The 23,082-nt window shown below is 60.8% G+C and carries 15 protein-coding genes and 2 riboswitches; of the genes, 6 read left to right on the forward strand and 9 right to left on the reverse strand.

Annotated elements, in window-relative coordinates; all coding sequences use genetic code 11:
• Window positions 1-140: 140 nt before the first annotated feature.
• The 6 genes from CKW17_RS18770 to cobW all read right to left on the reverse strand — a co-directional run bounded on the left by CKW17_RS18770 (window position 141) and on the right by cobW (window position 10,731).
• A complete protein-coding gene (locus tag CKW17_RS18770; RefSeq protein WP_095120971.1) occupies window positions 141-1,700 on the reverse strand; it encodes a TerC family protein in 1,560 nt (519 codons plus the stop codon).
• Between the two features lie 377 nt (window positions 1,701-2,077).
• Window positions 2,078-3,724, reverse strand: coding sequence for a phospholipase D-like domain-containing protein (locus tag CKW17_RS18775; protein WP_095120972.1), 1,647 nt, complete (start codon window positions 3,722-3,724; stop codon window positions 2,078-2,080).
• 175 nt (window positions 3,725-3,899) lie between these two features.
• Window positions 3,900-4,511 carry a VWA domain-containing protein gene (locus tag CKW17_RS18780; protein ID WP_095120973.1) on the reverse strand — a complete coding sequence of 204 codons (612 nt, stop codon included), beginning with the start codon at window positions 4,509-4,511 and terminating at the stop codon, window positions 3,900-3,902.
• A 53-nt stretch (window positions 4,512-4,564) separates the two neighbouring features.
• On the reverse strand, window positions 4,565-5,566 hold the full coding sequence (locus CKW17_RS18785; RefSeq protein WP_095120974.1) for an ATP-binding protein: 1,002 nt from the start codon (window positions 5,564-5,566) through the stop codon (window positions 4,565-4,567).
• 239 nt (window positions 5,567-5,805) lie between these two features.
• Window positions 5,806-9,654, reverse strand: a complete 3,849-nt coding sequence (gene cobN / locus CKW17_RS18790) for a cobaltochelatase subunit CobN (RefSeq protein ID WP_095120975.1) — start codon at window positions 9,652-9,654, stop codon at window positions 5,806-5,808.
• Window positions 9,655-9,657: 3 nt separating this feature from the next.
• Window positions 9,658-10,731, reverse strand: coding sequence for a cobalamin biosynthesis protein CobW (cobW, locus tag CKW17_RS18795; RefSeq protein WP_095120976.1), 1,074 nt, complete (start codon window positions 10,729-10,731; stop codon window positions 9,658-9,660).
• 98 nt (window positions 10,732-10,829) lie between these two features.
• Window positions 10,830-11,043: riboswitch (cobalamin riboswitch) on the reverse strand.
• 973 nt (window positions 11,044-12,016) lie between these two features.
• Window positions 12,017-12,239, forward strand: a riboswitch (cobalamin riboswitch).
• 123 nt (window positions 12,240-12,362) lie between these two features.
• Here cobW and CKW17_RS18800 point away from each other — a divergent pair.
• The 4 genes from CKW17_RS18800 (at window position 12,363) to cobM (ending at window position 14,511) form a co-directional block, all read left to right on the forward strand.
• On the forward strand, window positions 12,363-12,560 hold the full coding sequence (locus CKW17_RS18800) for a CbtB domain-containing protein (RefSeq protein ID WP_003225486.1): 198 nt from the start codon (window positions 12,363-12,365) through the stop codon (window positions 12,558-12,560).
• Window positions 12,561-12,571: 11 nt separating this feature from the next.
• The gene (locus CKW17_RS18805) at window positions 12,572-13,273 is read left to right on the forward strand and encodes a CbtA family protein (protein ID WP_095120977.1); all 702 of its coding nucleotides are present in this window, start codon (window positions 12,572-12,574) and stop codon (window positions 13,271-13,273) included.
• Window positions 13,270-13,683 (forward strand): cobalamin biosynthesis protein, encoded by a 414-nt coding sequence (locus CKW17_RS18810; RefSeq protein WP_095120978.1) that lies wholly within the window; start codon window positions 13,270-13,272, stop codon window positions 13,681-13,683. Before CKW17_RS18805 ends, CKW17_RS18810 begins: the two co-directional genes overlap by 4 nt.
• Window positions 13,684-13,764: 81 nt before the next feature.
• Window positions 13,765-14,511 (forward strand): precorrin-4 C(11)-methyltransferase, encoded by a 747-nt coding sequence (cobM, locus tag CKW17_RS18815; protein ID WP_095120979.1) that lies wholly within the window; start codon window positions 13,765-13,767, stop codon window positions 14,509-14,511.
• A 159-nt stretch (window positions 14,512-14,670) separates the two neighbouring features.
• Here cobM and nfuA read toward each other — a convergent pair whose 3' ends face one another.
• The 3 genes from nfuA to CKW17_RS18830 all read right to left on the reverse strand — a co-directional run bounded on the left by nfuA (window position 14,671) and on the right by CKW17_RS18830 (window position 18,820).
• Window positions 14,671-15,255 (reverse strand): Fe-S biogenesis protein NfuA, encoded by a 585-nt coding sequence (nfuA, locus tag CKW17_RS18820; protein WP_007912592.1) that lies wholly within the window; start codon window positions 15,253-15,255, stop codon window positions 14,671-14,673.
• A 57-nt stretch (window positions 15,256-15,312) separates the two neighbouring features.
• Window positions 15,313-16,335: an acyltransferase gene (locus tag CKW17_RS18825; protein WP_095120980.1), complete on the reverse strand. Its 1,023-nt coding sequence runs from the start codon at window positions 16,333-16,335 to the stop codon at window positions 15,313-15,315.
• A 178-nt stretch (window positions 16,336-16,513) separates the two neighbouring features.
• Window positions 16,514-18,820 carry a fatty acid cis/trans isomerase gene (locus CKW17_RS18830; protein WP_095120981.1) on the reverse strand — a complete coding sequence of 769 codons (2,307 nt, stop codon included), beginning with the start codon at window positions 18,818-18,820 and terminating at the stop codon, window positions 16,514-16,516.
• Between the two features lie 154 nt (window positions 18,821-18,974).
• Between CKW17_RS18830 and metH the strand changes: the two genes are divergently transcribed.
• On the forward strand, window positions 18,975-22,685 hold the full coding sequence (gene metH, locus CKW17_RS18835) for a methionine synthase (RefSeq protein ID WP_095120982.1): 3,711 nt from the start codon (window positions 18,975-18,977) through the stop codon (window positions 22,683-22,685).
• A 178-nt stretch (window positions 22,686-22,863) separates the two neighbouring features.
• A complete protein-coding gene (locus CKW17_RS18840; RefSeq protein WP_095120983.1) occupies window positions 22,864-23,082 on the forward strand; it encodes a DUF2970 domain-containing protein in 219 nt (72 codons plus the stop codon).

Consider the following 23,082-nt stretch of genomic DNA (forward strand, 5'->3'; position numbering starts at 1 on the left):
TACACTTTTCATCAGTGAATACTGCGGTGCCTGAACCCAAGCATTCGCGAGCAGGCTCGCTCCCACATTTGCAACGCGTTCCAATGTGGGAGCGAGCCTGCTCGCGAAGAGGCCAGTACAGTCGCCAGAGAACTCAAGTATTACGCGGCAGCGCGCACCAACAACACCCGCATCACCCGCCGCTCTTCCACGGCTTTGACCGTCATGTGCCAGCCATCAAGCTCCAGACGATCACCAATGACCGGCAGACGATCCAGCAGGCTCATGACCAGCCCGGCCATGGTCTGATAGTCCTCGGTCGCCGAGGCGCCAAACCCGGTGCGCTGACGCACACGCGCCAGGTTCAACGCGCCGCTGACGATAAACCCGCCCTGCTCCTCGACAACGTCCGGGCCTTCGATCTCGCTGGCGTCCGGCAACTCACCGGCGATCGATTCGAGGATGTCGGTCATGGTCAACACCCCGACGAAATCACCGAATTCATTGACCACGAAGGCAATATGCGTCGAAGCGGCGCGCATCTGCTCCAGCGCATTGAGGATCGAATAGCTATCGAGCAAATTGATGGTCTTGCGCGCCAGGTGTTCCAGGTTCGGCTCGGCGCCGGCCAGGTACTCCTTGAGCAATTCTTTCTTGTGCACGAAGCCCAAGGGCTCATCCACCGCACCGTTGCGAATCAACGGCAGACGCGAATAGGACGAGTGCATCAAGCGGGTACGAATCGCCTCGCGATCATCGGCCAGATCAATGGTGTCGACATCGGCGCGCACGGTCATCAGCCCGCGAATCGGGCGCTCGGCCAGTTGCAGTACGCCGCTGATCATCACCCGCTCGCGACGATCGAACAGTTCCGCGCTTGGCGCGTCACCGTCGTCGAGCAGATCGGAAATTTCCTCGCCGACCTCCTCCGCCGCCAGTTTGCGCCCGCCCAGCAAGCGCATGACCGCGTGAGCCGTGCGCTCGCGTATCGGCCGCAAGCCCTGCATCGAGCGCTTGCGTCGAGCCCGGGCGATCTGGTTGAACACTTCGATCAGAATCGAGAAACCGATGGCGGCGTACAGATAACCTTTCGGAATGTGGAAGCCCAGACCTTCGGCCGTCAGGGCAAAACCGATCATCATCAGGAAGCCCAGACACAGCATGATCACCGTCGGGTGCGCGTTGACGAAGCGCGTCAGCGGCTTGCTGGCGACAATCATCAAGCCGATCGAGATGATCACCGCGATCATCATCACCGCCAGTTCATCGACCATGCCCACGGCAGTGATCACAGCATCAAGCGAGAACACCGCATCAAGCACCACGATCTGTGCAACGATCGGCCAGAACAAGGCATAAGCGGCGTTGGTCGTGCGTTCACCGATGTGGCCTTCAAGGCGCTCGTGCAATTCCATCGTCGCCTTGAACAACAGGAACACACCACCGAAGAGCATGATCAGGTCACGGCCGGAGAAGCTCTTGTCGAACACCTCGAACAACGGCTGCGTGAGGGTCACCAGCCAGGAAATACTCGCCAGCAGGCCAAGCCGCATGATCAGCGCCAGCGACAGGCCGATGATCCGCGCACGGTCACGCTGATGCGGTGGCAGTTTGTCCGCCAGGATTGCGATGAACACCAGGTTGTCGATACCCAGCACCAGTTCCAGCACGATCAAAGTCAACAAGCCTAACCAGGCCGTGGGGTCCGCTAACCATTCCATAAAACGTCTCTATCTCTCTCGGTGAATTCAGGCTGCCGGACACGGCAAAGCGCAACGCGAAGGCTCTGGGGCCGCGTTATCTACGATAGTCGGGTGTCGGAAAACCGGATGCTGCGAGTGCGTCAAGACCGCGCCATGGCGCGTGGGGAAGGTGCGACTGGGAGGCTCCGAGAGGGTGTTCATGCATATCCTGAATGAAAAATGGCCTTGGAGCGTACAGGCTTTGGGAACATTTCCTACAGCGGCAAATCATTTCAAAATCTGTAATCCGCACCGAAACCCACTGTAGGAGCTGCCGAAGGCTGCGATCCTTTGATCTTCTTATCTAATTCGAAAGTCAAAAGATCGCAGCCTTCGGCAGCTCCTACAGTACGGTGTCAGCGTCCGGCAAAACGCAGCCGGGAGAGCTGGCGCAAATCCCCCTCGACGTAGTAATCGTTGGTCCAGCGATCATCCACGGCCAATGGACTCACCTGTTTCAACGCCAGTTTCTTCGCGAAATAACGGAAGCGGTAATGCTCGTAGAACCGCAACAGTTCCAGACCATAGCGATCGGCCAGATCGGTGTCGCCGCGAATGATCAGGTAATTTTCATCGTTGCCATTGCTGGCCGAAGCGCTGAGGTTGTGGCTGCCGCTGATGATCGTCGGCGAGTCGCTGGTGAAATCGGTGACCACCGCTTTGGTGTGCACCAGCAGGTTGCCTTTCTGACCTTTCATGTTCTCGCGCAACCAGCCTTCGAGCCCAGTGTTGAGCAAAGCGGTGGCGGCGAATTCGGCGCTGCGGTCGGCATGGAAACCGGTGATGCGGCTGGCCGTGTTTTGCAGGCCATAGCGCAAAATGTCGTCGTGGGGCTGACCCAGCAAGGCATTGAGGACCGCGTCCGGCAGCGAGAACGCCGTGACGAACAGCACGTCCTTTTTCGCCGCACCGATGATCCGCACAAACTCCTGCAGATCAGCCCCACCGGTACGCGGTGAGAACCCGGCGAACAACGGTTGCTGCGGATTTATCGGGTTGTGTTCGGACACCCAGTCACGGGTGGCGCCGAGATCATCCGGCTGCACCCAGATCTGCTCGAACGTCTGCAGATAACTGGCAGCAACCGATTCGTCGTCCAGCACATGCACCACGTTGGCCTGACGATAAACCCCGTTGGCGGTGAAATTGGTGCTGCCACACAGAACCGCTTCAGGCTGCTGCTCCCCACTGACGCCGACGCGGCTGAGGACCATGAATTTGTTGTGAAAGATGTTGTGGGTCACTCGCCCGCGCTTGCTCGCGGAAGGCAGTGCCGCCAGGCTCGCTTCGTTGATCGTAGTGTCTTCGTCATCCGGCCGGGCGTGATAGAGCACCCGCACCTTCACGCCCCGCGCGAACGCCGCGTTCACCGCATCGATGATCGCCTGTAACTGGTATTCGTAGATGGCAATGTCCAGCGCCCACTGACCATCGACCGCACGCTCGATAAAACCCAGCAAGCGCCCGAGCAAGCCGTTTTCCAGCCACTGACGGGCCGCATCCGGCCAGGCTTCGATGGGCATGTTTTTATTGGCGCTGATCTGCGCGTCCAGTTCGGGAAACTTGCGCTGGAAGGCCTGACTGGCGGCGACAGCACGATTGAACATCACGCTTTGATTGCTCGGCTGACCGTCATCGGAAGTAATCGTCAGCTGCAGCGACTCGCCCAACTGCACGGCGTCCGCAGTGCCGTAAGCCAGGTGCACGCGATAGTGAAGGGTCATGCCCGGATTGACCGCGTAATCGGCCCAGCGAAACTTTTGCAGTGGTGCGATATCGCTCGGTGTGGCGTGGAACCGGGGAAACGTGTGCGCCTTGCCAGGGAATGTCAGGCTGTTGAACAGGAACAACCAAGGTTTGGCGCCCTGCTGCTTTTCGATGGCAAATCCCAGCAGGCCGTTGCGCCGCGGTTCGGCCAGATCCATGGCCAGCAGCACGCCGTTGGTACCGGCGTAGGCTTTGACGCGGAAATCGTCCGCGGGATTTCTGACCAGTACGCGCATCGCTCACTCCTTGTGATTGGGCTGGGGTGCAGCATAGAGCAGTGATGCGGGTTTTGAGTGTTCGGCTCTAGACCGGATCGATGCAATCGCGAGCAGGCTCACTCCTACAGGGGAACGCATTCCAAATGTAGGAGTGAGCCTGCTCGCGATGAGGCCCGACCATACACAGAAGGTATCAGAGAGAAATCAGCTCATCGATATGTCGATAGTCTGACCCCAACACTGAAGCCAGATCCCGCGCCCGGCCCAACCGGATCGGCCCGCGCTCGATATCGATCAACAAGCCCGGACACGCCAGCGCCGGCAGTCCCGAGCACTGTTTCAAACGCCCATCGGTCACCACCAACAGCCGTTGCTGCTCGGCGGGAAAGCGCTTGCGTCGCACCGCCAGCCATTGCTCTGCCTGCACCAGCGCCGCGAGCAACGGTGTGCCGCCGCCAGCGCCCAAAGCCTCCAGCCAGACACGCAAGCCGCTGGACGCCTTCAACCCCTGCACCTGCCATTGCGGCGCCGAGCCACTGGCCGTCAATAATGCGAGGCGCGCGCGCTGGCGATAGGCGTCATCGAACAGTTGCGCGAGCAAACCTTTGGCATCGCTCAAGGCGTGATGGCGCCGCGTCGAAGCTGAAGCATCGACGATGACCAGCCACAGTTCATGCGGCGAACGCGTGCGCAGTTGAAAGACCAGATCTTCACGGGTCCGAGGACGCCCGTTGAGCAACGTGCCCGGCCAATTCACCGTGCCGCTGCGCGCGGTATGGCGCTTGCCCTGGCGTCCGTTGTCCAGCCGTCCGGCGCGGGGTCTGGCATTCGCCCCCGCATCGGATCGGGGGCGAATGCCTAAGGCTTTTTTGGCCAGCTCGGCACTTCACGGCGAGCGCCGGTGGCAAGCGCGGGCGCCGGCATGTCGCCCCACTGGCCCTGCCCTTCGCTCGACGAGGCCTGGGTTTCGGCTGGCGACTGGGCAGGTTGTTGCGGACTCGAAGGCGCTTGCTCTCGACGACGATGGCGCAGGGCAAACTCGGCCACGGCGTCGATGTCCTCTTCGCCAATCTCCTCAGCCCCGCGCCATGCCGCGTGGGCACGCGCCGCGCGCAACCAGACCAGGTCGGCACGCAGACCATCGACTCCGGCGGCGAAACAACGCTCAGTGATCTGCGCGAGTGCGGCATCGTCCAGCGCAATATTGGCCAAGGCGCCGCGAGCGTGTTCGCAACGCGCGCGCAGGTTTTGCTGTTCGGTTTCCCACTGCGCGCAGAACGCTTGCGGGTTGCTGTCGAAATCCAGCCGCCGACGGATGATCTGCCCGCGCTCGGTCGGTGCCGTGTGACCACTGAGGGCGACGTTCAAGCCGAAGCGATCAAGCAGCTGCGGACGCAACTCGCCCTCTTCCGGATTCATGGTGCCGATCAGCACGAACTTCGCCGAGTGCCGATGGGAGATACCGTCACGCTCGATCAGGTTGGTGCCGCTGGCGGCAACGTCGAGCAGCAGATCCACCAAATGATCGGGCAGCAGATTGACTTCATCGACGTAGAGCACGCCGCCGTCAGCCTTGGCCAGCACGCCCGGTGAGAATTGCGCGCGACCCTCGCTGAGGGCGGCGTCGAGGTCGAGGGTGCCGACCAGACGTTCTTCGGTAGCGCCCAGTGGCAAGGTGACGAACTGGCCGCTGGCGAGCAGATCGGCAAGGCCACGGGCCAGGGTGGATTTGGCCATGCCGCGCGGGCCTTCGATCAGCACGCCACCGATTTTCGGGTCGATGGCGGTGAGGCACAGGGCGAGTTTCAGGTCATCGGCGCCGACCACGGCGGAGAGCGGGAAATTTGGGATGTCGGTCATTTGGGTTTTCTCTGTCGTGGTCTTGGGTGTTCTTGGTGTGGTGGTGTGTCAGTCAGGGTAGCCCTCACCCTAGCCCTCTCCCGGAGGGAGAGGGAACTGACCGAGGTGTACTTTCAAGGTACGCCGACCTGAATTATCGAGTTGAACTCAGGCCTCAAAGCCAACACAAATCGGCTCCCTTTCCCCCTCGCCCCCTTGGGGGAGAGGGCTGGGGTGAGGGGGTGACTTTCCTGAGGACGCTACATATCTTCCTCAATATCCAGCAGCAGATTCTCCAACGCCTCTTTATAAGCCCCCGGCTCCTGCCACATCCCCCGCTGCTGCGCCTCAAGCATCCGCTCGGTCATATCCCGCAGCGCATGCGGATTATGCTCACGAACAAACTCCCGCGTCGCCGGATCGAGCAAATAAGCATCCGCCAACAAAGCGTACTGGTGGTCATCAATCAACTGCGTGGTGGCATCAAACGCAAACAGGTTATCAACCGTCGCCGCCATTTCGAACGCGCCTTTATAGCCGTGGCGCTTGACCCCGTCGATCCATTTCGGATTGGCCGCCCGCGAGCGGATCACCCGGTTCAGCTCTTCTTTCAGCGTGCGAATCTTCGGTAGATCCGGTTGGCTGTGATCGCCGTGATAACTGGCCGCCGCCTCGCCACGCAGGGTTTCCACAGCAGCAAGCATGCCGCCCTGGAATTGGTAGTAGTCGTTGGAATCAAGCAAGTCGTGCTCGCGATTGTCCTGATTCTGCAGCACCGCTTGCACCTGACTCAGGCGCTGGACGAATTGTTCGCGCGCGGCAGTGCCCTCATCGGAGCCGCCATAGGCGTAGGCGCCCCAGTTCAGATAGACCTCGGCAAGGTCTTCGCGGCTTTGCCACAAACGCCCATCGATCGCGCCTTGCACACCTGCGCCGTAAGCGCCGGGTTTGGCACCGAAAATGCGCCAACCGGCCTGGCGCCGCGCGCTGTCCTCATCCAGACCCGACTGCAACAACGCCTCGCGTTCGGCCCGAACTTTCGCCGCCAGCGGATTGAGATCATCCGGCTCGTCCAGCGCTGCCACTGCCTGCACCGCCGCGTCGAACAGGCGGATCAAATTGGCAAACGCATCGCGGAAAAATCCGGAAACTCGCAGCGTGACATCGACACGCGGACGGTCGAGCAGGCTCAGCGGCAGAATTTCGAAATCATCGACGCGCTGACTGCCGGTGGCCCATACCGGGCGCACGCCCATCAGCGCCATGGCCTGGGCGATGTCGTCGCCGCCGGTGCGCATGGTCGCGGTGCCCCACACGGATAAACCGAGCTGGCGCAGGTGATCGCCGTGGTCTTGCAGGTGTCGCTCAAGAATCAACGTTGCTGACTGGAAACCGATGCGCCACGCGGTGGTGGTCGGCAGGTTGCGCACGTCGACCGAGTAGAAGTTGCGTCCGGTCGGCAGCACGTCGAGGCGACCACGGCTGGGCGCGCCGCTCGGGCCGGCGGGGACGAAGCGACCACTGAGGGCGTCGAGCAGGCCGCGCATTTCGGCGGGGCCGCAAGCATCGAGGCGCGGGGCGACGACTTCGCGCAGGTGGTCGGTGATTGCACTGACTTCAACCCAACGCGGTCCTTGTAGGAGTGAGCCTGCTCGCGATGGCGGTGTATCAGGCAAATCTGTATCGAATGACACTCCGCTATCGCGAGCAGGCTCACTCCTACAGGGGATTTGTAGTGTTTGGGAGATTAGGTTCGAAGCGAACAGTTCCAAGCGTTCGCGGGTGTCGCCGGCGGTGCGCCAGACTTCATCGCTTTGCGATTGCAACGCTTCGGGACGCGGGCCGGTCCATGGATCGGCCAGCGCGCAGTCGAGCGGATCGAAACCGAGTTCGAACGCTTTGGCGAGTGCTCGCAATAGGCTTGATTGCGCGCCTTTGCCGTCTCCGCGTGGAATGCGCAGCAACGCCAGCAACGTATCAATGCGCAATCGCCCGCTGGGTGACTCACCAAAAATATGCAAACCATCGCGAATCTGCGATTCCTTCAGATCACACAAATATGTATCGAGACGCGGCAGCCAGATCGCCGCATCGGCGTCACTGTCCAGAGCGGCATCGAGTTGCAGCTCACGGTCGATCTGCGTCTCGCGCACCAGTTGCAGAATATCGCGCTGCAACTCGCGGGCGCGGCGCGGATCGAGCAGTTGCGCTTCGTAATACTCGTCGGCCAGCAGTTCCAGATTGCGCAGCGGGCCATAGGTTTCGGCACGGGTCAGCGGTGGCATCAGGTGGTCGATGATTACCGCTTGGGTGCGTCGTTTGGCCTGCGCGCCCTCGCCCGGGTCATTGACGATAAACGGATAGATATTCGGCAGCGGCCCGAGCAACGCATCCGGCCAGCAGTTTTCCGAAAGCCCGACGCCTTTGCCCGGCAGCCATTCAAGGTTGCCGTGCTTGCCGACGTGAATCACGCCGTGCGCGCCGTAGGTGTTGCGCAACCAGAAATAGAACGCCAGATAAGCGTGCGGCGGGACCAGATCCGGGTCGTGATAGACCGCACTCGGATCGACCTGATAACCGCGTGCCGGCTGGATGCCGACGAAGGTCAGGCCGAAACGCAGACCGGCAATCATCATCCGCCCGTCGCGGCACATCGGATCGTTTTCTGGCGTACCCCAGCGCTCCATCACGGCGCTGCGATTGGCCTCAGGCAGCGCGTTGAACATCGTCAGGTAAGCGTCCATCGCCAGGCTTTGTTGGCACGGACGCAGGTCAATCGTGTCGAGATCGTTGCTGACGCCACCGAGCAATTGCTGGATCAACTCGGTGCCGCTGCCCGGCAGTTCGGCCGCAATGGGATAACCCTCAGCCTGCAACGCGCGAAGGATATTCAGCGCTGCTGCCGGCGTGTCGAGACCGACGCCGTTGCCGATGCGCCCATCGCGGGTCGGGTAGTTGGCGAGGATCAGCGCGATACGTTTTTCCGCGTTCGGCACCCGCGCCAGATCGATCCAGAGCCGCGCCAGTTCCGCGACAAAATCCATGCGCTCAGGCTGCGCGCGATAGCAGACCACATCGGACTGACTGCGCTCACTGCGCCAGGCGAGATCCTTGAAGCTGATCGGCCGGCTGATGATGCGCCCGTCAAGCTCCGGCAAGGCAATATGCATCGCCAGATCGCGCGGGCCGAGGCCTTGCTCGCTGTCGCGCCAACCGGGCTCGTTGTCTTGCGCGCAGATCGCCTGAATCACCGGGATATTGCGGCGAAACGGTCGTAAGTGCGGTGCTTCAGGGCTGGACTGGGCGAAACCGGTGGTGTTGAGAATCACCCCCGCCTCGACTTCATCCAGCCAATCCTCGACCACCGCCAGGCAGCCGGGTTCTTTCAGACTGGCCACTGCGATCGGCAGCGGATTCAACCCCGCTGCCTGCAAGCGCTGGCAGAAAACATCGATGAACGCGGTGTTCGCCGCTTGCAAATGCGAGCGGTAAAACAACACCGCCGCGACCGGGTTCTCGGGCAGCCATTCGGCTTGCCAGTCACTCAGTGCGGCGGTGGTTTTTTGTGGATGGTAAATCGCCGTGCGCGGCAGGGTTTGCGGTTCGTCCCAAGCGTAATCACGGGCGAGCCAACGGTTGGCCAGACAACGGAAAAAATCCAGCGCATTGCCCAAACCGCCCTGACGCAGGAATTGCCAGAGCCGGTCGCGATCCTCGGCATTGACGGTGCTCAAGTCGCTGAGCTCCGGATCGGGACGGTCATCGCCCGGTACCAGAATCACCTGCACGCCACGCGCGGACAACTCGATCAGACGCTCGACACCGTAACGCCAATAGGCGATGCCACCGTGCAGCGAAATCAGGATCACCTTGGCGTGGCGCAGCACTTCATCGACGTACAGATCGACCGAGGCGTGATTCTGTACCTGCATCGGATTGGCCAGACGCAGGCTCGGATAATCCTCGGGCAACTGCTGCGCAGCTTCGGCGAGCAGCGCCAGGCTGGAGTCGCCGCTGCACAGGATCACCAGCTCGGCGGGGGTTTGGCCAAGGTCGGCAATGTTGTCATCCGAGACGAAACCGCCGGGCTGGGTCCTGAGCAGGTGCATGGTTTAAACGCTGAGCGCAGCGCGCAGTTGCGCTTCGAGTTGGGCGGCGTCGAGTTCCTGACCGATCAACACCAGACGCGTGACGCGCGCTTCATCGGCGCCCCACTGGCGGTCGAAATGCTTGTCGAAACGCGTACCCACGCCCTGGATCAGCAAACGCATTGGCTTGTTCGGAATGGCCGCAAAGCCCTTCACGCGCAAGATGCCGTGCTTGACCACCAGTTGCGTCAAGGCGTCGAGCAGCAGGCTTTCGTCAGCTTGCGGCAGTTCGATGGAGATCGAATCGAAGGCGTCGTGATCGTGGTCATCGTGGTCGTCATCGCCTTCACCGTGGTGATGATCATGGTGGCTGTGGCGGCTGTCGATGTGTTCTTCGGAACCGGCGCCGAGGCCGATCAACACGTCCAGTGGCAGACGACCGTTGCTGGCTTCGATGATTTTCACCGCCGGTGGCAGCTCTTCGGCGACTTCAGCGCGCACGCGAGCGAGATCTTCCGGGCTGGTCTGGTCGGCCTTGTTGAGGATGACGAGGTCGGCGCTGGCCAGTTGGTCGGCGAACAGTTCGTGCAATGGCGATTCGTGGTCGAGGTTCGGATCGAGTTTGCGCTGGGCATCGACCTGATCCGGGAATGCAGCGAAGGTGCCCGCGGCCACGGCCGGGCTGTCGACCACGGTGATCACCGCGTCAACGGTGCAGGCGCTGCGGATTTCCGGCCACTGGAAGGCTTGCACCAGCGGTTTTGGCAGGGCCAGGCCCGAGGTTTCGATGAGGATGTGGTCGAGATCGCTGCGACGGGCGACCAGTTCGCGCATCACCGGGAAGAATTCTTCCTGAACGGTGCAGCACAGGCAGCCGTTGGCCAGTTCGTAAACGCGGCCGGTGGCTTCTTCTTCGGTGCAACCGATGGTGCACTGCTTGAGGATTTCACCGTCGATGCCCAGCTCGCCAAACTCGTTGACGATCACCGCGATGCGACGGCCCTGAGCGTTATCGAGCATGTGCCGCAGCAGCGTGGTTTTGCCCGAGCCGAGGAAGCCGGTGACGATGGTGACAGGGAGTTTGGCCAGTGTTTTCATCGGTATGCCCTTTGGCAAGCGGCGGGCATACGGGACGAGAACCGGCCACGCGCGTGCGCGCCGGAAGCGTTCGCCACCGGATCACCCCGCCCGGTTGTAGTGAGAATCTGTGACGAGGCAGGTCTCCTGGCTGACGGTGTTCAGGCATTGGGCCTGGCGTTTGCTGCGCCTTCCCGCTGGCTCATGGGGTTGAGCTGGCAGTGGCGTGGCAGCGAACATCACCGTTCACAGTTGCGGGGGCAGCCGCGGCATTGACCGCGTTCCCTTCTTAGCTTCGGCAGCGGCCGAAGAACCTCGAAAGCGCAAGGCTACGCATGGCTTGCTTATGGGTCAATGTTTGGATTGGGGGCATATCCGTTTCTGCGGCAACGGCTACTTAGGGTTCCGCCCTTACGGCGGGTCACTTTTTCCAAACGCCGAAAAAGTAACCAAAAAGGCTTGCCCCGGCGTACGGCACTTCGCTGAGGCTCAGTGTTCCCTCGCTACGGTGTCCATCCGGGGGCATCGCCTACGGTTTGCTTCGCTGCACCTCCTCTCGATGTGTTCGACTTCGTCGAACGGCGCTGCGCGCCTAACCCCCGGATGAACACCTACGTTCGGCCTGCCGAAGGGGCAAAAAAGCCAGATCAAAAGCCAGATCAAAAGCCCCTCACCCTAGCCCTCTCCCGGAGGGAGAGGGGACTGATCGAGTTGTTTGGGCGAGGTACGCCGACGTGCGATACCGCGTTGAACTCAGGCTCAAAAAAGCAAAAAAATCGGCCCCCTATCCATGAGGTTAGGGGGACTGATCGGGGTGTTTGGGAGAGCTACGCCGACGTGCAATACCGAGTCGAACTCAGATTTTGAAAAGCCCACAAATCGGCTCCCTCTCCCTCGGGAGAGGGCTGGGGTGAGGGGCACATCCACCACAAAACCAAAGTCCAACACCCGCTCCTCACCACTCAATAGGCCGAGTGTCAGCTCGCCTGCTTTTGATCTTGGAGCCCGTCGGCAGGCTGAGTGGAGGGATTGATCCGGGGGTGGGAGCGCAGCGACCGTTTGGCGCAGCCAAACACAGCGGGAGTAGGTGCAGCGAAGCAAACCGGAGACGCTGCGCCCGGATCGGTCCCGGAGCGAAGGAACCCCGAGCTTTAGCGAGCGGGCCGAACGTCAGGGCGAAGACCTTTTGGTTACTTTTGGGGCGTTTGCCAAAAGTGACCCGCAGTAAGGGCGGAACCCTAATCAGCAACACCCGCAGCAACGGATATACACCCAAAAATTGACCAAAACCCCACCCCCATGCTCTCCTACACAACTTGTTACGGGTGCCCTTCACAGGGTGAAACGGGAAACCGGTGAATCATGTGCTTTACTCAAGCCCATGTCAGTCCGGTGCTGCCCCCGCAACGGTAAGCGAGCGAAGCGTCAAAACCACTGTGTCAGCAAGGCATGGGAAGGTGACGCTTGCAGGTCGGCCTGACGCCAACCCCTCGTGAGCCCGGAGACCGGCCCGCAACACACAGCCCGCACCTTGTGCGTCGCTGAACATAACAAACCCGCGGTGGGCGGGCGCTGTTCGAACCTCTGCGAGCCCGACCCGCAGGGGTTTTCATGCGCTCGATTCACCCACTGACATTCCAGAGGGAAGCGCCATGTCGATCATCAGCAGCACCGGCAGCAACACGGACAAAATTTCCAGCACCGCCACCCTGAGCCAACGCCTGACCGCCGCGATCTTTGCGTCGATCCTCGGCGCCAGCCTGGTCTACTTCGCCGGTTTCTCGCACATCGAAGCGGTGCACAACGCCGCCCACGATACCCGCCACAGCGCCGCGTTCCCGTGCCACTGAGACCTGCCGACATGATCAAGCGAATCGCGCAAACCGCAGGTTTCACCGGTCTGCTGGCCGCCCTGCTCCTCACTCTGCTGCAAAGCTTCTGGGTCTCGCCGCTGATTCTTCAGGCAGAGACGTTCGAGAAAGCCGAACCGGTTGCAGAAGTTCACGAACACGCCGCCGGCACCGCTGCGCACACCCACGATGCCGAGGCCTGGGAGCCGGAAAACGGCTGGCAGCGCGTAGTCTCGACCACTGGCGGTAATCTGGTGGTAGCCGTCGGTTTCGCTCTGATGCTTGCCGGCCTCTACACCCTGCGCGCACCGACCAAAACCTCGCAAGGCCTGCTCTGGGGCCTGGCCGGTTACGCCACTTTCGTCCTCGCGCCGACCCTGGGCCTGCCGCCTGAGTTGCCGGGCACAGCCGCTGCTGATCTGGCCTCACGCCAGATGTGGTGGATCGGCACGGCCGCTTCGACTGCGGTCGGGCTGTCGTTGATCGCGTTCAGCCGTCACTGGCTGATGAAGATCCTCGGCGTGGCGATTCTTGCCGTACCGCACGTGATCGGCGCACCGCAGCCGCAAGTGCATTCGATGCTTGCTCCCGAGGCATTGGAAGCCCAGTTCAAAATCGCTTCGCAGTTGACCAACGTGGTGTTCTGGCTGGCCCTCGGCCTGATCAGCGCCTGGTTGTTCCGCCGCAAAAGCGCTGGCCAATACCACGCATGACCGATGACAGTGCAGCGCCGACCTTCGTGGTCGGCCTGGGCTGCCAGCGCGGCTGCCCGGCCAGTACGCTGCGCGCGTTACTTGATCAAGCCTTACAGGCACATCGCATTGAACTTGAAACGGTCAAGGCATTGGCCAGCATCGATTTGAAGCGCGACGAGCCTGGCTTGCAGGAACTTGCCGCTCAGTTGGCTTTGCCCTTGCTGTATTTCAGCAGTGAGGAACTGGCCAGTTATCAGCAACGACTCAGCCACCATTCGCAAATTGCCTACGAGCGCACCGGTTGCTACGGCGTGGCGGAAAGTGCAGCGTTGGCACTCGCCGAACAGTTGATTCAGGCTCCGGCAAAACTGCTGATTTCCCGGCAAAAATACGCTCAGGCAACACTGGCATTGGCCGGCGCGGCGTAAAATCCCGATAATCCCCGCCATTGATCATGAGCGTTGTTCATCTGCAACGCGGTCGTGCCCTTTTTTACTCAGGATTCAACGATGACCGTCTACTTCATCGGCGCCGGCCCCGGCGACCCGGAATTGATCACCGTCAAAGGCCAGCGGCTGATCCGCAGTTGCCCGGTGATTATCTACGCAGGTTCACTGGTGCCGGCGGCAGTGCTCGACGGCCATCAAGCCGAAACGGTGGTCAACAGCGCTGAATTGCATCTGGAACAGATCATCGAACTGATCAAGACCGCGCATGCCAAGGGTCAGGATGTGGCGCGGGTGCATTCCGGTGATCCGAGCCTGTATGGCGCGATTGGTGAGCAGATTCGCTATCTGCGTGAGTTGAATATCCCGTTCGAAATCATCCCGGGAGTGACGGCAACGGCAGCCTGTGCCGCGTTGCTCGGCGCGGAACTGACCCTGCCGGACGTGTCGCAAAGCGTGATTCTGACCCGCTACGCCGACAAGACCGCCATGCCGGCAGGCGAAGAGCTCGGCAGTCTGGCGCAGCACGGCGCGACCATGGCGATTCATCTGGGGGTCAATCATCTGGACAAGATTCTGGCGGAACTGCTGCCGCATTACGGCGCCGACTGCCCGATTGCGGTGATTCACCGGGCGACGTGGCCGGACCAGGATTGGGTGGTGGGGACGCTGGCGGATATTGCCGGGAAGGTCGAGGCCAAAGGGTTTCGGCGTACGGCGTTGATTTTGGTTGGGCGCGTTTTGGGCAGTGAGGTGTTCAGCGAGTCATCGCTGTATCGCGCCGGGCATGCTCACCTCTATCGCCCATGAAGGCCCCTTCGCGAGCAGGCTCGCTCCCACATTTGGAATGCGATCAAATGTGGGAGCGAGCCTGCTCGCGAAGGCGTCAGTACATTTCATCCATAAAAAACTCACCCATAAAAAAACGGCGCTCACGGGGCGCCGTTTTTCATGTCCGCAGCGAACACCTTAGTAGTAGGCGTTTTCTTTCTGCGTGTGGTCGGTCACGTCGCGAACGCCCTTCAGTTCAGGGATGCGCTCGAGCAAGGTGCGCTCGATGCCTTCCTTCAAGGTCACGTCCGCCTGCCCGCAGCCCTGGCAACCACCACCGAACTGCAGAACGGCGATGCCGTCTTCAACCACATCGATCAGGCTGACCTGACCGCCGTGGCTGGCCAGCCCCGGGTTGATTTCGGTTTGCAGGTAATAGTTGATGCGCTCGTTGACCGGGCTGTCGGCGTTGACCATCGGTACTTTGGCGTTTGGCGCCTTGATGGTCAGCTGGCCGCCCATGCGGTCGGTGGCATAGTCGACGACGGCGTCATCGAGAAACGCTTCGCTGAAGTGATCGATATACGCGGTGAAGCTTTTCAGCCCCAGCGCGGTGTCTTCAGGTTTTTCTTCGCCCGGCTTGCAGTAGGCAATGCAGGTTTCGGCGTACTGGGTGCCAGGCTGGGTGATAAAGACGCGGATGCCGATGCCCGGGGTGTTCTGCTTGGAGAGCAGATCAGCCAGGTAATCGTGGGCGGCGTCGGTAATGGTAATAGCGGTCATGGAAACTCCTCGCAGGCTTGGGCGCAGTTTACGCCAATCGTTGCGCCGGACAAAGTCCTAGTATTTTTGTCGGGAAAGATTCTCGTCCGCCCCGCCGTCGATCCGCGCCTTGAGCCAGCGATAGCTGCGTTTCTCCACCCATTCGTAGCTCAACCAGGAGCCGACGCCGATGGCCAGCGCACACACGACAAACATCAAATACGGGTTGATGCCGTAGCGCCGGGCCAGATAACCGCCAGCCGACAGCACCAGAACGTGCATCAGATACACCGAATACGAGCAATCGCCGAGCAGTTTCAGGACCCGGCTGCGCTCGACATAACGCTCAAGGGAAATACACGACATCACCAGCAGCGCACTCGGTACGCCCCAGTTGAGCAACCTCGGCGCCGGTGCCAACTGATAGATCGTCAGCAACGCAGCGCCAATCGCGGTCAGCGGCAGCCAGAAACCCGGGCCAATCCAGCCCCGGCGATAGAGCATGCCGATGCCAATCCCCAGCAGAAACTCATAAACAATGTCCGAACGATAAAACTCGCTGATCCAGCCAAACCCGGTCCAGGCCTGACTCACCGCAAACAGCAGCGCCGCGACTACCAGCAGGCGCACCTGCAGACGGAACAGCAACGCCCAGGCGAACAACACGTAAAACAGGATTTCGTAATTCAGCGTCCAGCCGACATTCAGCGTCGGATAGAGGCCGTAGCCGCCGGGGTTCTCAGTCGGAATGAACAGCAACGACAGCAGCAAATGGCTCCAGTCCACAGACTGATCCGGCAGCAACGGCTGGGCGAACACCACCAGCAGCGCCATCAACAGCGTGTACAACCAATACGCCGGGACGATGCGAAACAGCCGATACAACAGAAAACGCGCGGGCGGCAGCGGTTTGTTCTCGGTCGAGAGGAAAATCACCAGACCGCTGATGACGAAGAAGATATCGACGCCTACCGCGCCCTTGTCGATGAACAGCTGCCCGATAGGCCCTCGCGCCTGGAAGTCGAAGAAAATCTGCATGAAGTGGTGGCAGACCACCGTCCACGCGGCAAGCGCACGCAGGGCTTGCACTGAAATCAACATCACCTGCTCCCGATCACACCCTCAAATTCACCTCAATCCCCGTAGGAGCTGCGGCACGCTGCGATCTTTTGATCTTGATTTTTAAAGATCAAAAGATCGCAGCCTCGTTTCACTCGACAGCTCCTACAGGGTTTTGCGGTGTTGCTTGAAGTTGGGACAGCAAGCCAATCTGAATCGATCAAAGATTCTCGTAGCGGTTCATGTCCAGTACACCCTCTTCCACCGGATCGGTTTCGTGGATGTACTGACTCAAATCGTGGAAATAGAACCAGAATTGCGGATGACTGCGACGGATCCCCCACCGTTCGACGATTTTCTCAAAGCGATTGGCATCCTTGGCGTTTTCCATTGCATCGACAAACGCCGGCACCTGATCGGCCGGGACATTAAAGATGAAGTTCGGATAACTGCTGAGCACGCCCGGGTAAATGGTCAGCGTGTCCAGCCCCGGTTGATAGCGCAGCGACTCACCCAGCAGGAACGCCACATTGCTATGGGCGCGGTTGCGCAACAGGCTGTAGACCTCGCGTTTGCCGCTGGCGGTTTCAATGCGCAGCATCGTCGCTTCCGGGAGCTGATCAATCACCTTCAAACCGGCCGCCGGGCGCGAAGTCAGGCGACTCAACGCCTGCTCGGCATTTTGCAGCGCCGGGTCGATATTCGGCCGCGAGCAATAAGCGCCGTCGCAACGGTTGATCGGATCGGGCCGCGCATTGAGATCGCCGTAACGTGCCAGTAATTGCATGGCGAAGTCGTGTTTCGGGTCTTTCTCATCGAGCTTCAACGCGGTCGGCTTATCGTCGTCAATCGCCTCGTAATCGAGCCACATCTTGAACTGGCCACCGCTCTGGTACCAATCGTCGAGATAGTCTTCGCGCGAATCAGCGGGCATCAGGCGCAGGAAGTTCTGCTCGGCGCCGTTGCGGATCAGGTCGAAATACAGACGGGTTTGCGCCTGATGGGAGACGTTGCCGAACACATCGAAGTTGACCGCCAACTGGTAATAGGTGCGTTCCAGCAGCGGATAGTCAAACAGCCACATCGTCTGCGGCACCTCGCCAATCAGGCCTTTGGTCACCGAAGCGCTGTCGAAGTGGCGAAAAATGCTCAGCAAGGCGTTGTCGTTGCCGGCCCACAGGGTCGACCAGCTCGGCGCGGGGAGATCCGCGTAGCTGTCGCGGCGCAGAGCCTCATATTCATTGCGCTTGTCGCGGTAGTTGCGCCACAGGCTCAACACGCTGCCGACATCGTCGTTCTGCCCCGGCATGGCCAACAGCGGCGTGGCCTGGCCGCGATAGTTCGGGTCGGTGATATAGAGGTCGTGTTCCGGTGCCTGGAACAGTGCCCAGAAGTTGTCGCGGATCACGTCGGTCGCAATCTGTCCACGGCACACCGGGCCGCGAATAAACGTGCGGACGAAGTATTCGGCGTTGTCGAGCATGAACTGGTAACGCGCCTGCGCCGGAATCGCTTCGAACGTCGCGAAGGGATTGGCACGGCTCTGCGGGCCGTAACCCGGCAAGGCATTGACCTGCCAGTTGCCGCTGTAAAACAGGCTTTTCACCCGCGCCATCTTCGCCGCGCTCAGCGGATAGGTGATGTGGGTTTTATGCACGATCACACCCCGCACCGGCCACAAACGGTAATACACCTGAGTGCCCGGATCGTCGTTCGGGCGGCGAGTGGCGATAAGGTCGATCGGCTGCCCGCTCGGTGTACGCGAACGCACCCACTGGAAGTAATGCCCCGGCTCGCCATCCTTGAAGAAGATGTGCGCGAGATACCAGTGCTCGTACAACCAGCGGCCGACCAGACTTTGCCGTGCGCCGGGAGCGTTGAGCAGGTTTTCCCACTGGACGATTTGCAGCGCCTCTTTCGCGCTCGGCGCCAGGCCTTGTTCGTCAATCGGCGCGCCCGAGGCCAGCCAGCGCTGCAGCGTCTGATATTGCTGATCGGTCAGCCCGGTCACCGCCAGCGGCATGCCTTCTTTCGGATGCGCACCGGCATAACCTTCGAACTCGGCGGGCAGCGAGCACATGTTCTCGCGGTTCAGGCCCAGCACAATCTCTTCCGGGAGTTTGGCGTTGGGCGTCAACGGCGTCTTGTGCCCGAGCTCGAGCATGCGCGCCATCAGCGCCGCCTGACTGCCCTGCGCATCGAGCACCGAATAGAAGTCTTTCTGCTGCCAGGCACGTTTACCGAAGGCGTCGTAAAACAGCCGAGTGGTTGGTGCCGCCTGGGTGCGCTCGCCATCGTAAACCGGCATCTTGCTGGCGCCACGGGCCGCGCCCTCGCCGCTGCCCAGGTTGAGCTGACAGGCAGAGTCGTAGCACGCATGGCAGGCCACGCACTTCTCGGTGAAGATTGGCTGGATGTCGCGGGCGTACGAAATCGACTGAGAAATGGCCGGCACAGTCTCTGGCTCTTGCGCCACGGCGCCCCAGCTGAGAAACAGCAACACAAAACCAATGACGCGGTAAGACATGCTGCTGATCCCGATTGTAAAAAACCGCCGCGATTCTACAGTATGACGCCCGCACCAACATGAGCGATATTCATGAAAAAGCCCCGTATGCTCCAAAAGCGCACAGGTTTGCTATGATCCCGCTCCTTCGTAATGGTCTTTCCGAGTGGTTCAAATGTCCGATCGCAGCGTCCGCCTTCAAGCTCTCAAGCAAGCCCTCAAAGAGCGCATCCTGATACTCGATGGCGGTATGGGCACGATGATCCAGAGCTACAAGCTCGAAGAGCAGGATTATCGCGGCAAACGCTTCGCGGACTGGCCGAGTGACGTCAAGGGCAACAACGACCTGCTGGTGATCACCCGTCCGGACGTGATCGGCGGGATCGAAAAAGCCTATCTGGATGCCGGCGCCGACATCCTCGAAACCAACACCTTCAACGCCACGCGCATTTCCATGGCCGACTACGGCATGGAAGAACTGGCCTACGAACTAAACGTAGAAGGCGCACGTCTGGCGCGCAAGGTCGCCGACGCCAAGACCGCCGAGAACCCGGCCAAGCCGCGTTTCGTTGCCGGCGTACTCGGCCCGACCAGCCGCACCTGCTCGCTGTCGCCGGACGTCAACAACCCTGGCTACCGCAACGTCACCTTTGATGAACTGGTGGAGAACTACACCGAAGCCACCAAAGGCCTGATCGAGGGCGGCGCCGACCTGATCCTGATCGAAACCATTTTCGACACCCTCAACGCCAAAGCGGCGATCTTCGCTGTGCAAGGCGTGTTCGAAGAGCTGCACATCGAACTGCCGATCATGATTTCCGGGACCATCACCGACGCCTCCGGCCGTACCCTGTCGGGGCAGACCACCGAAGCGTTCTGGAACTCGGTGGCGCACGCCAAGCCGATTTCCGTCGGCCTCAACTGCGCGCTCGGCGCCAGTGAATTGCGCCCGTACCTTGAAGAGCTGTCGAACAAGGCCAGCACCCACGTTTCCGCGCACCCGAACGCCGGCCTGCCGAACGAATTCGGCGAGTACGACGAACTGCCGTCGGAAACCGCCAAGGTCATCGAAGAATTCGCCCAGAGCGGCTTCCTCAATATCGTCGGCGGCTGCTGCGGCACCACACCGGGGCACATCGAAGCCATCGCCAAAGCCGTCGCCGGTTACGCGCCGCGGCAGATTCCGGACATTCCCAAGGCGTGCCGCCTCTCGGGTCTGGAGCCGTTCACCATCGATCGCAACTCGCTGTTCGTTAACGTCGGCGAGCGCACCAACATCACCGGCTCGGCGAAATTCGCCCGGCTGATCCGTGAAGACAACTACACCGAAGCGCTGGAAGTCGCCCTGCAACAGGTCGAGGCCGGCGCGCAGGTGATCGACATCAACATGGACGAAGGCATGCTCGATTCGAAGAAGGCCATGGTGACCTTCCTCAATCTGATCGCCGGTGAACCGGACATCTCCCGTGTGCCAATCATGATCGACTCCTCTAAATGGGAAGTGATCGAAGCCGGCCTCAAGTGCATTCAGGGCAAGGGCATCGTCAACTCGATCAGCATGAAAGAAGGCGTCGAGCAGTTCATCCACCACGCCAAACTGTGCAAGCGCTACGGCGCGGCCGTAGTGGTGATGGCGTTCGACGAAGCCGGCCAGGCCGACACCGAAGCGCGCAAGAAAGAAATCTGCAAACGCTCCTACGACATTCTGGTCAACGAAGTCGGCTTCCCGCCGGAAGACATCATCTTCGACCCGAACATCTTCGCCGTCGCCACTGGCATCGAAGAACACAACAACTACGCGGTGGACTTCATCAACGCCTGCGCCTACATCCGCGACGAGCTGCCGTATGCGCTGACCTCGGGCGGCGTGTCCAACGTGTCGTTCTCGTTCCGGGGCAACAACCCGGTGCGTGAGGCGATCCACTCGGTGTTCCTGCTCTACGCAATCCGCGCCGGCCTGACCATGGGCATCGTCAACGCCGGTCAACTGGAGATCTACGACCAGATCCCGCAGGAGCTGCGCGACGCCGTTGAAGACGTGATCCTCAACCGCACGCCGGAAGGCACCGACGCCCTCCTCGCCATCGCCGACAAGTACAAGGGCGACGGCAGCGTCAAGGAAGCCGAGACCGAAGAGTGGCGCAACTGGGAGGTCAACAAGCGTCTGGAACATGCGCTGGTCAAAGGCATCACCACGCACATCGTTGAAGACACCGAAGAATCCCGTCAGTCGTTCGCGCGCCCGATCGAAGTGATCGAAGGCCCGCTGATGTCGGGCATGAACATCGTCGGCGACCTGTTCGGCGCCGGCAAAATGTTCCTGCCGCAAGTGGTGAAATCCGCCCGCGTGATGAAGCAGGCCGTGGCGCACTTGATCCCGTTCATCGAACTGGAAAAGGGCGACAAGCCAGAAGCCAAGGGCAAGATCCTCATGGCGACCGTGAAAGGCGACGTGCATGACATCGGCAAGAACATCGTCGGCGTGGTACTCGGTTGCAACGGCTATGACATCGTCGACCTCGGCGTGATGGTGCCGGCAGAGAAGATTCTGCAGGTGGCCAAAGAGCAGAAGTGCGACATCATCGGCCTCTCCGGCCTGATCACGCCGTCGCTGGATGAAATGGTCCACGTTGCTCGCGAGATGCAGCGTCAGGATTTCCACCTGCCGCTGATGATCGGTGGCGCGACCACCTCCAAAGCGCACACCGCGGTGAAGATCGAGCCGAAGTACAGCAACGATGCGGTGGTTTACGTGACCGACGCCTCCCGCGCGGTGGGCGTTGCCACACAGTTGCTGTCGAAAGAATTGAAGGCCGGTTTCGTCGAGAAGACGCGCCTGGAATACGTCGATGTACGCGAACGCACCGCCAACCGCAGCGCCCGCACCGAGCGCCTGAGCTACGCAGCGGCCATCGCCAAGAAGCCGCAGTTCGACTGGGCGACTTATGAGCCGGTCAAACCGACCTTCACCGGCAGCAAGGTGCTGGACAACATTGATCTCAAGGTTCTGGCCGAATACATCGACTGGACGCCGTTCTTTATCTCTTGGGATCTGGCCGGCAAGTTCCCGCGCATCCTCGAAGACGAAGTGGTCGGTGAAGCCGCCACCGCGCTGTACAAGGACGCGCAGGAAATGCTCGCCAAGCTGATCGACGAGAAGCTGATCAGCGCCCGTGCGGTGTTCGGTTTCTGGCCGGCCAATCAGGTGCATGACGACGACATCGAGCTGTACGGCGATGACGGCCAGCCATTGGCCAAGCTGCATCACTTGCGTCAGCAGATCATCAAGACCGACGGCAAACCAAACTTCTCGCTGGCCGACTTCGTAGCGCCGAAGGACAGCGAAGTGACCGATTACGTCGGCGGTTTCATCACCACCGCCGGCATTGGCGCCGAAGAAGTCGCCAAGGCTTATCAGGACGCGGGCGACGACTACAACTCGATCATGGTCAAAGCCTTGGCCGACCGTTTGGCCGAGGCTTGCGCCGAATGGCTGCACCAGCAAGTGCGTAAAGAACACTGGGGCTATGCCAAGGACGAAACCCTCGACAACGACGCGCTGATCAAAGAGCAATACAGCGGCATCCGCCCTGCTCCGGGTTACCCGGCGTGCCCGGATCACACGGAGAAGGCGGCGTTGTTCGCCCTGCTCGATCCGGAAGCTGAAGAGATGCGCGCCGGTCGCAGCGGCGTGTTCCTCACCGAACACTACGCGATGTTCCCGGCCGCCGCCGTCAGCGGCTGGTACTTCGCCCATCCGCAGGCGCAGTACTTTGCGGTGGGCAAGGTCGACAAGGATCAGGTCGCCAGCTACACCTCGCGCAAAGGCCAGGAGTTGAGCGTGACCGAGCGCTGGCTGGCGCCGAACCTGGGTTACGACAACTAGTCCAGCTTCAACGCATCACCCTGTGGGAGCGAGCCTGCTCGCGAAAGCGGTCTATCAGCCAACACTCATGTTGAAGCTGATGGCCTCTTCGCGAGCAGGCTCGCTCCCACATTTGTTTTGCGGTGCCCTTGAAAGGGTTGGCTATGCTTGTCTGACACACACGGCAGACGAGGGATTTATGGACGATCCAGTCGACAACAAACCGCCGACCTTCTGGCAGATGCTGCACAGCGTGATGGCGGCGGCGTTCGGGGTGCAGAGCGGCAAGAATCGGGCAAGGGACTTCACCCATGGCAAGCCCAGCCATTTCGTGATGCTGGGGATTCTGTTCACCGCCATCTTCGCGTTGACGCTGTTTGCCATCGTCAAACTGGTGCTGCACTTCGCCGGGGTCTGA

It is taken from the genome of Pseudomonas sp. Irchel s3f10, from assembly GCF_900187515.1.
Classification (GTDB): Bacteria; Pseudomonadota; Gammaproteobacteria; order Pseudomonadales; family Pseudomonadaceae; genus Aquipseudomonas; species Aquipseudomonas tensinigenes.

Excerpts from the sequence above, each read along its gene's own strand:
- CKW17_RS18770 (WP_095120971.1), bottom strand. The coding sequence starts at position 1,700 with ATGGAATGGTTAGCGGACCCCACGGCCTGGTTAGGCTTGTTGACTTTG.
- CKW17_RS18775 (WP_095120972.1), bottom strand. The coding sequence starts at position 3,724 with ATGCGCGTACTGGTCAGAAATCCCGCGGACGATTTCCGCGTCAAAGCC.
- CKW17_RS18785 (WP_095120974.1), bottom strand. The coding sequence starts at position 5,566 with ATGACCGACATCCCAAATTTCCCGCTCTCCGCCGTGGTCGGCGCCGAT.
- cobN (WP_095120975.1), bottom strand. The coding sequence starts at position 9,654 with ATGCACCTGCTCAGGACCCAGCCCGGCGGTTTCGTCTCGGATGACAAC.
- cobW (WP_095120976.1), bottom strand. The coding sequence starts at position 10,731 with ATGAAAACACTGGCCAAACTCCCTGTCACCATCGTCACCGGCTTCCTC.
- CKW17_RS18800 (WP_003225486.1), top strand. The coding sequence starts at position 12,363 with ATGTCGATCATCAGCAGCACCGGCAGCAACACGGACAAAATTTCCAGC.
- CKW17_RS18805 (WP_095120977.1), top strand. The coding sequence starts at position 12,572 with ATGATCAAGCGAATCGCGCAAACCGCAGGTTTCACCGGTCTGCTGGCC.
- CKW17_RS18810 (WP_095120978.1), top strand. The coding sequence starts at position 13,270 with ATGACCGATGACAGTGCAGCGCCGACCTTCGTGGTCGGCCTGGGCTGC.
- cobM (WP_095120979.1), top strand. The coding sequence starts at position 13,765 with ATGACCGTCTACTTCATCGGCGCCGGCCCCGGCGACCCGGAATTGATC.
- nfuA (WP_007912592.1), bottom strand. The coding sequence starts at position 15,255 with ATGACCGCTATTACCATTACCGACGCCGCCCACGATTACCTGGCTGAT.
- CKW17_RS18825 (WP_095120980.1), bottom strand. The coding sequence starts at position 16,335 with ATGTTGATTTCAGTGCAAGCCCTGCGTGCGCTTGCCGCGTGGACGGTG.
- CKW17_RS18830 (WP_095120981.1), bottom strand. The coding sequence starts at position 18,820 with ATGTCTTACCGCGTCATTGGTTTTGTGTTGCTGTTTCTCAGCTGGGGC.
- metH (WP_095120982.1), top strand. The coding sequence starts at position 18,975 with ATGTCCGATCGCAGCGTCCGCCTTCAAGCTCTCAAGCAAGCCCTCAAA.
- CKW17_RS18840 (WP_095120983.1), top strand. The coding sequence starts at position 22,864 with ATGGACGATCCAGTCGACAACAAACCGCCGACCTTCTGGCAGATGCTG.